10 protein-coding genes are annotated in these 10,599 nt (G+C 70.7%); 4 read left to right on the top strand and 6 right to left on the bottom strand.

Annotated features, from left to right (window positions below; all coding sequences use genetic code 11):
* Together E6J59_00745 and E6J59_00740 are read left to right on the top strand one after the other, a co-directional pair.
* Window positions 1–208: YfhO family protein (locus E6J59_00745; protein TMB24176.1), on the top strand; the 208-nt coding region annotated here is incomplete at its 5' end.
* Window positions 160–618, top strand: a complete 459-nt coding sequence (locus tag E6J59_00740) for a hypothetical protein (protein ID TMB24175.1) — start codon at window positions 160–162, stop codon at window positions 616–618. The genes E6J59_00745 and E6J59_00740, both read left to right, overlap by 49 nt.
* On the opposite strand, the gene E6J59_00735 is transcribed toward E6J59_00740, so the two are convergent.
* The gene (locus E6J59_00735) at window positions 601–2,295 is read right to left on the bottom strand and encodes an HNH endonuclease (protein ID TMB24174.1); all 1,695 of its coding nucleotides are present in this window, start codon (window positions 2,293–2,295) and stop codon (window positions 601–603) included. The two genes, E6J59_00740 and E6J59_00735, sit on opposite strands and share 18 nt — an antisense overlap.
* A gap of 111 nt (window positions 2,296–2,406) precedes the next feature.
* On the opposite strand from E6J59_00735, the gene E6J59_00730 reads away from it, so the two are divergent.
* Window positions 2,407–2,610, top strand: a complete 204-nt coding sequence (locus E6J59_00730; GenBank protein TMB24173.1) for a hypothetical protein — start codon at window positions 2,407–2,409, stop codon at window positions 2,608–2,610.
* On the opposite strand, the gene E6J59_00725 is transcribed toward E6J59_00730, so the two are convergent.
* Window positions 2,565–4,520 (bottom strand): hypothetical protein, encoded by a 1,956-nt coding sequence (locus E6J59_00725; protein ID TMB24172.1) that lies wholly within the window; start codon window positions 4,518–4,520, stop codon window positions 2,565–2,567. The two genes, E6J59_00730 and E6J59_00725, sit on opposite strands and share 46 nt — an antisense overlap.
* Before the next feature lie 671 nt (window positions 4,521–5,191).
* On the opposite strand from E6J59_00725, the gene E6J59_00720 reads away from it, so the two are divergent.
* Entirely contained in the window at window positions 5,192–5,992 is an 801-nt protein-coding gene (locus E6J59_00720) for a class I SAM-dependent methyltransferase (GenBank protein TMB24171.1), read from the top strand.
* A 467-nt stretch (window positions 5,993–6,459) separates the two neighbouring features.
* Here E6J59_00720 and E6J59_00715 read toward each other — a convergent pair whose 3' ends face one another.
* The 4 genes from E6J59_00715 to E6J59_00700 form a co-directional block, all read right to left on the bottom strand.
* A complete protein-coding gene (locus E6J59_00715) occupies window positions 6,460–7,158 on the bottom strand; it encodes a methyltransferase domain-containing protein (GenBank protein ID TMB24170.1) in 699 nt (232 codons plus the stop codon).
* On the bottom strand, window positions 7,155–8,021 hold the full coding sequence (locus tag E6J59_00710) for a methyltransferase domain-containing protein (protein ID TMB24169.1): 867 nt from the start codon (window positions 8,019–8,021) through the stop codon (window positions 7,155–7,157). The genes E6J59_00715 and E6J59_00710 overlap by 4 nt, the downstream gene beginning before the upstream one ends.
* Complete coding sequence (locus tag E6J59_00705; GenBank protein ID TMB24168.1) at window positions 7,855–8,832, bottom strand: glycosyltransferase; 978 nt, start codon at window positions 8,830–8,832, stop codon at window positions 7,855–7,857. Before E6J59_00705 ends, E6J59_00710 begins: the two co-directional genes overlap by 167 nt.
* Before the next feature lie 6 nt (window positions 8,833–8,838).
* Window positions 8,839–10,599, bottom strand: a 1,761-nt coding sequence (locus E6J59_00700) for a sulfatase (protein TMB24167.1), incomplete at its 5' end; no start/stop codon positions are given.

Here is a 10,599-nt window from a genome sequence, read left to right as displayed (position 1 = left end):
TCCGGGCTGGAGGGCCTACGTCGACGGCCAGCCGGCGACGCTCCACCGCGCGAACCTGGCCTTCCGCGCGGTCGCCGTGCCGGCGGGGCAGCACACGGTCGCGTTCCGCTACGAGCCGAGGTCGGTGCGGGTAGGTCTGGTGCTGACGGCGCTCGCAGGATGCGTCATCGTGGGGATGCTGGTCGGCGCCGAGGTGGCGGTGCGGTGATCGACCCGAGCGCGATCAGACCTCGGCGGCGTGAGCAGAGACGCACACCCCGCTCCGGGCCGCCGCCCTTCTACTGCCTGGTCTATCGCGTCGTCCGTCGCGTCCCGCGCGGCAGGGTGGTCACCTACGGCCAGGTGGCCGCCATCCTCGGCCAACCGCGCGGCGCGCGGGCAGTGGGGATGGCTCTGGGCGCGCTGCGCGGTCCCCTGCTCGACCTCGTGCCGTGGCAGCGCGTCATCAACGCGGCCGGCCGCTGCAGCCATCGTGACGGCTTCTGGGCCGGCATCCAGCGCGAGTTCCTCGAGAGCGAGGGCGTTCGCTTCGATCGCCACGGTCGCGTGGACCTGAAGCGGACGCGGTGGCCGGGACCCCGGCGAGAGTGGGTCACGAGGCTACGTCACGAGCTCTGAATCTGAGCCCTCCATGTAACGGTCGCCCCGCAGCGTCAGCAGCGGCGGCTGTCCGGGGCGCGTGCCGAGCTCCCAGGTGACGGCATCGGGTGCAGTGCCCCAGGCCCGCACGCGGCCCTGGTGGATGCCCCGCAGGTGGTGCCAGGCGCAGACGGTGATGCGGTTGTCGCGCGCATTGCCGCCGCCGCGCGAGCGGAAGAGGAGATGGTGGTCGTGCAGGTTTCGGCGCGACGTGCATGCCGGGACCGCGCACCGCCAGCCGTCGCGCGCGAAGATCGGATCGCGGTGCCGCGGTTGCGTGCTCCACTCCTGGTGCACGTGGTCGAGGAGGCGCTCGAGGCCCCGCCAGGACGGCTCGGTGAGCCGGGTGAAGCTGGTGATCGCGCTGCGGAGGAGGATGGCGACCGAGGCGGGGGCGAAGAACGTGATGTCGGCGTCGACGGCGTGCGCACACACTTGCCGCTGGGGCCGCACCAGCCGCGTGCCGAGGGGCGGGGGGCCGGGGGCCTCCCCGCACGTGTCGCGCACGGCGAGCGTCCACTCGACCTCGTCGACGAGGCGGCGGACGGTGACCGCCTGCGCACGCGCCACCCAGGCGGCCGCGCTACCCTCGTCGGCGACGGGCAGGAGACTGAGCGCCCGCAGCCACGACACCTCCCCCTGCCGGTACGCCGCCGCCAGGGCGGGCAGCGCGGCGCTGCGCCGCTCGAGCGAGACCAGCGCCCGGGCCTTGCGCGCCGACAGCCCGAGGCGCTCCTGCACGTAACGCGCCGCGGTCGGGAATCCGAGCAGCCGGTGCAGGCGCCGCGCGAACACGAGGTGCAGCAGGCGGCCCATCTGGAAGTCGACCCGCTGCATGGCACGGAGGGCGGCCCGCATGCGCCGATCGAGGGCGAAGGCGTTCAGGTCCTCGGCCCCGCGCGCGAACGCCTTGACGTCCTCGGGCAACGCCTCCTGGACGGCCGACCAGTCGAGCGCCGGCAACGGGTCGCGGGCCTCATACTCGGGAAGGGGCCTCGGTACGGGATCGGGCAGCCCCGCCAGCGGATCGTCGGGCTCGACTCCGCGCGCCGAGTGCCCCTCGGCGGCGATGGCCTCGGCCGCGTGCCACGGCGCGACCTCGCTGCCGCACATGCAGCGAGCGAGCTCCAGCACCTCGCTCCAGCGCGCGCGGACGTGGCGCGGGCACGGCAGCCGCACCCGCACGCGCGGCTCACCGTCGATGGTGTCGCCGGCGACGCGCCGGCCGGCCCTGCGCGCCACGGTCGCCTCGAGCGCCCGCACGGTCCGAAAGCGGGCGATGAGCAGCCAGAGGGGCGCGTCCTCGGGGGTGGCCAGCGCCACCAGGCAGCGCGCCTGCGACCAGTTGATCTCGCCGCTGTCGAAGGCGTCGCCGATGGCCGGAAGGCGCGCCATGCCCTCGACCACGTGGGCGAGCGTCTGAAGCTCGCGCGCGGAGAGCCCGAGCCGCTCGCGGGTGTAGTCGCGCAGGCGGGCGAAGCCCAGGTCGTGGTGGTGGTGGTGGCGGCGGAGGAAGCCGCGGGCGAGCGTGCCGAGGACCCTCCGGGCGCGGGCCTCCTGGCGGGCCAGGCGGCGGAGGTAGCCGTCGAGCATGGTGGCGCAGTCGGCCGCCATGAGCCCGCGGCCGGCGTCGGCCGCGAGGACGTCGGTGGGCACGATGTCCGGGTGCACAGCCCCGGGAGCCGGGCAGGCCTCCATTGGAGGCGAACAATAGGCGAAAGCGCCGCCTCTGTCAAGCCCGCCCCTTGCTTTCTAGCGCACGATTGCATGCTCGGGAGGCGACCTGCACGTTCTTCAGCGGCGATCCGCGAGGCCCGTGAGGTGATGGAGCTCCTTCTGAAGATCACCGGGTCGGTGCCGATGGAGCCTGTATCGATGCTTCTCTACGGCTTCGACCCCGACCTGATCTGGCCCGACACGCCGAACTACGTCGCGGAGTGGGGGATGGCCGACGGATCGGCCAGCCGATAGAAGGTCGTCTCGTCGCTTTTGCCTCGGCCGTGGACGGGCACGAAGACATTAGGGTTGCTCTTGATCCATGCGAGCTCCCGGACGTCGGCCTGCCGCCGTTTCCAACCCGCGCTGAGCGGACCCACGGCGATCCAGCGGACCCGTCGCCGCCGCAACTCGGCAATCCACGCATCGAGTCCATCGCTCGCGGAGGGCACCCACGTGACCCTTCGGTCGATGAAGCGGCCATAGAGGAGATACGGCTCGCGATCGAGGAAGTGTCCGATCACGTCGTCGGGGCCGAGCGTCTCGACGAACGCCGCGCCGGAGCCGTATCTCCTCATCCGTTCCTCACTATGCTGATGCCGCAGGCGCAGGCTACCGACGACGAAGGCGACAACGAGCAGGCAAGCGGCGGTCGCTGCGGAAAAGGCGGAGCGTGGGCGGCGCTGCGAACGGACGTAGTCCACGACCAACCAGGTCCCCCAAATCGCCGCGATCAGCAGCGCGGGTGAGTGCAGGTACCATCCGCGCGCCTCACGAATCGCAACCAGCGCCGCCACCACGCCGACAAGCGGTAGCATGCGCCCGAGACGCGTCGCACCGAGCGCGGCGAGGACGCCCAATGTGCCGAGGAAGGGCACGGCATAACGCAGGCCTTCCCGGACCCACGGCGTGATTCGGAATCCCGTGTTCGCGTTGCCGCCGCTGAACGGCGTCAGGCAATACAGCAGGGCCGTCCCGGCCATGATGCCGGTCAAAACAAGACGTGCTCGCTTCTTCCCGGGATCGCTGTCGAGCTGACCGGGTCGCCAGACGACCGCGAGCGCTGCGAGCACGGCGAAGGGAAGGCCGAGATTCGCCCGGAGCACGCGAAACAGGATCGCCCAGTCGTGTGGGTCCGAGATGTTGAAACACGAGAGCAGGGTCGTGCGACGAAGGTATTCCCGGGTGAGCGTGCCCGGGAAGACGATTGTGTTCCCGACCTTGACCTGGACATCACCGACGGGATTCCCGACGTCGATGAAATTCCTCGCGTACCAGAATGTGCCGACCCAGATTGCGGCAACGGTGACAAAGATCAATGCGACCCGTTCCGGCCCGGCGTGTTCCGCAGGTGAAGACGGAGGCCAGCGTGTCCAACGGGCAAGCACGCACGCCGTCGCGAGCACGAGGGGCCCGTACACGAGGCCCGAGGTCTTGACGCCGCAGACGACCGCTACCGCCGCGAGGGGGAGACCCGCGTCGACGCCGGACTTGCTCCTGGCGAGAACGGCGGATCCGTATAGTCCCGCCACGAAGAAGGCTGCCAGCGCGAGGTCGACGTGCAGGCTGAACATCAGCATCGATATGACAGGACCGCTCAGCAGAAGCGCGACCGCTGCGAGTGCGGCGAGCCTCCGAGCCCCGAGGTCGAGACTCAAGAGGTACGTCGAGATTGCGAACACCGCGGCCGCGACGAGATTCGGCAGCGTGACGAGGAAATCATCGCGAAACGAGATTACGAACAATGTGCTCAGCGCTTCCCACCCGAAGGGATAGCGACCGATGAACCCTGACCCCATTCCGAGCGATGGCAGGTCGACGAACGAATGCTTCTGGTAGTACTCGGCTACCGCGGTCAGATGGTAGAGCAGCGAGTCGTAGTCCGTAGTCGGTGTTCGAGCGAGCCTGAGAAGGATCGCCACGCCGAGACCGCCCACTGTTGCGACGAGGAGTCGTTCGAGCGGCACGAACGGCCGCTCCCCGAAGTCGCGTCGCGCCGTGGAATCGCTCCCGCGGCAGACGCAGATGATGCCGCCGATGCCGAGAGCCGTCTCCACCACCACGAGCGCGGCCATGTCGAGATGCCCCGCTGCCCCGAGGAGCAAGGCCACGGCCATGTCGAGCAGCGTCCAGACGACGAGAAAGTAGAGAAGGCCATGCGCCAACGCCGCGGTATGCCGCCTCCCGCTCGCAGTGGCGAGCAGAAACGCCCATGGCGACGGCCCCGCGACGACCGCAAGGAATACGACGATATCACAGGCGTGTCGGCCGATCCCCGTGGCGCCCGCCTAGAAGGTTGCGTGGCGCTCGCCGAGGACGCGCGTCGCGACGTTGCCGGGCGTCTCGTCCAGCTCCGATCCAGTCCTCGTCGCGCGCGACATCCCGGATCCCGAGGTCGGAGCTGGCATGCTCGGCGTCGCAGTTCCGGCGCCGGGGTCCCACTTCTTCGACATCCTGATGGAGCCGTGGCAGTAAAGATCGTCTGGCCGACCGCGATGATATCCGCGCTTCCTCGCGTCGCGTGCCCGGAGGTTCGTGAGCATGCTCATCGATTCCCGCCCGCGCTGCTTACCATGCCCGTTCTGTAGGGCGAAAGACGGTGGAGGGAGTCAGGTGATCTCGCCGCGGTCGAAGGCGGCGCCGATGGCCGGCAGCCGCGAAGACCCGTCGGGCCCGCGCCTCCTGGTGGGCGAGGCGGCGGAGGTAGCCGTCGAGCAGGGGGGCGCACTCGGCTGATGTACGCGACCCGCACGTTCTCGAGACAGCCCCTCAGCACGCCCAAGAGTTGGAGCGAACCTTCGCGCGCGCGACGCCTGCCGTGCTAGGGAACCCTGACGTGCGCCCCCTCACACTGAAGGCTTTGAAGGCGCTCAACCGGACTGTCGGCCCGCTCCTGCCGCCCGGCCTCCTCGCGCGCACGTACCCGCAGGGGCGCATCCACGTCGATGACCAGATGCTCCGATCCGAGGCGCCCGAGGATGTGCGGCACTACTTCAACACGGGACCGCTCGCCGTGGCCGAGATCGACGACGCGCTCAGGCTCGCCGGTCGGCGGTTCGACGACATCACTTCGTGCCTGCTGTTGCCTTCGGGCTACGGGCGCGTCGCGCGAACGCTACGGACCCGGATGCCCGCCTCGCGCATCACGGCGGCCGACGTGGACCGGCAGGCGGTACGCTTCTGCGTGCGTGAGTTCGGCTTGAAAGGCCTCGTCGTGCCCTCCGATCCACGCCGGGCGCGCTTCCCGGACAACTACGATCTCATCTTCGTCGGGTCCTTGCTCACGCACCTGCCCGCGGCGACTGGCCTCGCGCTACTGGACGTGCTCGTCGGGGTGCTCTGCCCGGCCGGCCTGCTGATGTTCACGACGCAGGGGGAGTCATGCCTTGCGCACCTCGACTGGTATGGGCCGGAGTTCGTGGCGGCGGAGACCGAATTCCGCCGCGCGCTCGCAGAGTATGGGGTTGGGTTCGTCCCTTATCGGCGCTGGGCAGTTTACGGCATCACGCTGCACGCGCGAAGGTACGTGGAGAGGGTAATGTCCGAGCGCTTCGCGCCTGGAATCGTGCTCCTCCGCTTCAAGGAGCGCGGCTGGACCGCGCATCAGGATGTCTGGTCCTACGTCCGGGCCGCGTAGGCGGCCGGAGGGCCATCTCATTCCGAGCCATTCCCTTGTCGCGAGGCTTCGGAGGCGCGGGTTTTGATCCTCTACCCGCTTCTTGGGGGCGAGGACGAGATGATCCAGTAGTCGTGCCACGTGGGGAACGAGAGAATGCTGCATCGGATTGTCGCGTTGGTGCTCGGGGCGGTTTCGGCCGGCGACTGGCTCATGTTCGTCGCAGCCAACGGCGTCGCCCGCGGCAACGACACGCGAGCCTACCTGCGTCTGGCCGACGCCCTGTGGTCGCTGCGTGTCGTGACGTCTGCCCGCACCCCCGGCTATCCGATGTTCCTGGTGGCCTGCCGCGCCGTCGCTGCTGCGCTCGCACCGACCTTGGCTGGGTCGTCGCAATCCTTCAGACGCTTTTGCTGTCGGGGAACGCGGCCAGGGCGCCGACGCTGGGCCGGGTCGGGAGCCGCCACCCGACATGAGCGCCTGCTCGGTCAGCTCGGGGATGAAGTTTCGTCCCGAGGCGCGCACACGAAGCACGCCGCACGGCCCCACGTGTAGACCTCCAGCGTCTCGAAGCCGACCGTCGCCAGCATGGCCCGAATGCAGCTGGGCGTGAATCCCCAGAACCAGTTCGCATAGTACCAGTCGTGGCGGAAGGGCGTATCGAGCCCGAATTTGACCCCGGCGATCCGCCGCACGAGCTTGCGGTGAAAGCGGGCGTCGAGAAAGGGATAGTAGACCGCGAGCTGCGGGATATCCTGCTCGGGGATCGTCGCGGAGCCGAGGATGAGAGTGCGGCGGCAAAGGGCGCGAAGCTGCTCCACGGTCGTGAGGGGGTTGGGCATGTGGTAGAGGACGCCCGAGCAGAACACGACGTCGACCTTGCCCAGCCGCCCGGGAAGGGTCGGATCGTTGATGTCGCCTTGCACGAAGGTGACGCGCGGGCCTCGACGCGCATTCTCCGCATGGAATCGCTCGGTGGCTTCCTGCACGTCGACGCCCGTCACCTGCACGGCTCCCTTGTCGAGCGCGTGGAAGGCGTAGGCCCCGTCGACGTTCCACATGCAGCCGACGTCCACGAACGAGTGGCCGGGCGCGTGGCGTTCGATCAGCATCCGAAGGCGGTCCTGGTACGAGGGCCGGCGCAGCAGCGCCGCGGCCAGGCCTGCGCAGCGGTCCCTCAGCGTCATGCCGAGGCCGGTGTGACCACGAAGATGCGCCGGTAGGGCGGCGTGCCGTCGGCGTACCGAAGCAACCGTTCCACGACGGCCGGCACGAGCATCAGCGCCGCTCTGAATGCGACGCGGCGCGCGAAGGACAGCTGGCTCATCATCATCCACTCGTGGAACCGCACCGACTCGTTGCTGCACGTGAGCACCTTCCACGTCCCCGGTAGTTCGTCCAGCACGCGCTCGTCCGGGAAACCGTTGCGCATGTGCTCCTCCAGCCAGCGCGGCGGCGACAGGCTCCTCCTGCGGTATTCCTGGTAGAGGCTTCGATCGACCCTGAGCGCGTCCGGCCCGCAGGGGAAGCCGATCACGGCCAGCTTCCTCGTCACTCGAAGAGCCTCGCGCAGGACGTTGGAGCGAGCTGCCGGATCGACGTGCTCCAGGACGTCCGACAGGACGACGGCGTCGAAGGATGCGTCCGGAAACGGCAGGCTGCGCGCTTGAGCGATGACCGGCACGAGCGGTGGAGTCGGGGGCAGCTCGAACTCCATGTCGCAGCCGACGAAGGCGCAGCGGTGGAACCAGCCGATGCCGAACGGTCCGGAGCCGACCTCGAGGAGCCTGTCGCCGGGCGACATGTGTTCCCGGAGGAGTCGACGGATGGGAAAGTAGCGAGCAGCGCGATCGAGAAGCGGAAACGAGCCGATCGTTGGAACCCTAGGCATCGGCTGACTTGGCGCGGGCGCTGGCGGCGCCTCGCTGCATCCCGACGCGACCGCTCCACCAGGCTCTGTAGCGGAGGAACGCGAGGATGTAGCCGCACGCCTCGCGCCTCCCGCACGCCGCGGAGAGCCGGTTGCGCTCGTACCCCGGCGAGGCCGCATGGGGCAGCCCGAGCAGCGCGCGTCCGTAGTGCCAGCGGACGCGCCCCGCAACCTTGCGCAGCGCCTGGTACCGAGCGTCGATGAACCCCTCCCCCCAGCCCGTCCAGAATGCTCGGCGCAGGAACCACGCGGCGTCGAGCCGTGCCGGATCCACCAGGTGCTCGACCTCGGCGCGGGGATCGTATCGGACGCCGTAGCCCCGTCCGAGAAGCCGCAGGCAGAGCTCGCTCTCCTCGCCGACGCTCGGCCGGCTGCCGCGGGGCCCGAGACGGACGTCGAAGCCTCCCACCTCCAGCAGGGCTCCTCGTCGGACGGCCATGTTGAGGCCCCGGGGGGCCTCGTGGCGGGGTCTGGTCGCGAGGTCGACGGGGTCGTCGCCGAGATCATAGGCCGCCAGGTAGGCTGCGAGGGCGTCGTTGATCCATGCGGGGCCCGCCCCTTCGAAGCGCAGCCGGACGCGCGCACCCACGCAGCCGACGCGCCCGTCGGAGAACGGATCGAGGAGGGCCGCGAGCCAGCCGGGACGGGGCAGGGCATCGTCGTCGATGAAGGCCACCACCTCGCCGCGCGCCGCGCGCGCCCCGGCGTTACGTGCCCGAGTTGCGCCCGCGCCCGGTTCGACGATGCAGCGGACCCTGTCCCCCGCGAGCGCGCGCACCGCTTCGACGGTGCCGTCGCTCGAGCCGTTGTCGACCACCAGGATGTCCGCGCCGACGTCTGCTGCTTGCGGGATCAGCCGTTCGAGGAGCGGGATCAGCCGGGCGCGGCGATTGCGGGTCGGGATGGCAACGGTTGCGGTGGCCGCGCTCATCACGCCTCACTGCACGTACCCGAGCGCGCGCAGCTCGCGCTCGAGCTTCGGCGTCGCCTCGGTCGTGACCACCACGGGCGGAGGAGGCGGCTGCCACGCCGCCAGCTCGGCGGCGAGGGCCGCGCCCTCGGGCGCGGTGCCGAAGCGATCCTCGCGCTCCCCGGGGTCGTGGACCAGGTCGTACAGCTCGAAGCGTCCCGTCGCCGGCGTCTGGATGAGCTTCCACTCCGGCGTGCGCAGGGAGACGAGCTTCCCGGACTTCCCGTCGACGATGCCGAGGCTCGTCTCGGAGAAGGCGGGGCGCGGCTCGCGCCGCGCCATCAAGTCGACGCCGGGGAGGCCGGCGGGCGCCTGCACGCCCAGCATGGCCGCCACCGTCGGGAAGACGTCGATGCCCTGCACCTGCTCCCGCACGCGGCCGGACGCCACGCCGGGCCCGGCGATGACGAGCGGCACGTGCAGCAGCTCGTCGTACAGGTCGGGGCCGTGGGTCAGCTTGCCGTGCTCCTGGAACTCCTCGCCGTGATCGGCCGTCACGACGACGATGGTCGAGTCGCGCACGCCGAGCGCGCCGAGCCCGTCGAGGAGCCGCCGCAGCTCCGTGTCCCAGAAGCGGATGCCGCCGTCGTAGAGGTTGCGGAGGTGCTGCACCTCCGCGGCGCCGAGCGGCGGCCCGCTCGACCAGTTGACGCGCTCCGCGATGCCCGCGAGCCGGCCGCGCGCGACGGCGGGACGCACCCCTTCGGGCACCGGCGGGCGGAACTCGGCGGGGGGCCAGTACGGCTCGTGGACGTCCATGTAGTGGAGCCAGCCGAGGAAGCGGCGCCCGCGGTTCTGTCGGAGCCAGCGGAGGAAGGCCGTGTTCACCTCGTCCGCCCGGGCGGTCGCGTCGCGCTCGGCGTTCCACTCGAACTCGACGAAGGTCTCGAAGCCGTGCGCGAAGTTCGTGGTGTGCGAGACGAGGGGGTTGGCCGACACGCCGACGGTGGTGATGCCTGCCATCGCGGCCCGTGCGGGCAGGGTCGGGAGCACGTCCGGCAGCACGGTCGAGCCGTTCTCGGGGCGCGCCGCCGGCCTGGAGAAGGGCCAGGCCACGACGCCATGGCTGCGCGGATGGAGCCCGGTCAGGATGGTTGCGACCGAGGGCGTCGTCCACGGCGCCTGCGCGATCGCCTGCTCGAAGACGAGGGCGTGCTCGGCCAGCCGGTCGAGGGTCGGGCTGGGGCTCGGGCTCGCGCCGTAGCAGCCGAGGTGGTCCGCGCGCAGGGTGTCGACCAGCAGGACGAGCACGTTCGGGCGGTCGGGCGCCGCCGGCTGCCGGGCGCGCTCGTCGGTCCGCACGAGGCGGACCCCGCTCCATCCCGGCGTCCCCGCCGCGCGGTTCGCTCGGCCGTCGACGTCGGTGGCGAGCTCGAGCGTCACCTCGCGCCCCGCCCAGGGGCCGAGGTCGATGCGCTCGTCGTCCCACTTGCGATCGTGGCGGTGGGCCTGGGGGTTGAGGACGCGGGAGAACACGCGGCGCTCGTCGACCCGCACGGTGAAGCGTACGCCCGGCGCGGCGGGATCGATCGCGTCGGGCGGCTCGACGCCGGCGCCGAAGCGCAGGCTCCCGTGCTCCGGCGCCGCCACCCGGTAGCGAAGGAGCGCGGGCGCCGGCGCGACCAGCGCCGTGCGGTAGCCCGCGTTTGGGTTCGTGTTCCGGCCCGGCCGGATACCCCGGATGCGCACGGGAGCGTCCGGGCGCTGCGCGACGACCGTGCCGGCGGC

This window comes from Deltaproteobacteria bacterium (genome assembly GCA_005879795.1).
Classification (GTDB): Bacteria; Desulfobacterota; Binatia; order DP-6; family DP-6; genus DP-6.
The sequence above is the reverse complement of the archived record's forward strand: the minus strand, read 5'-3'. Positions and strand labels throughout refer to the sequence as shown.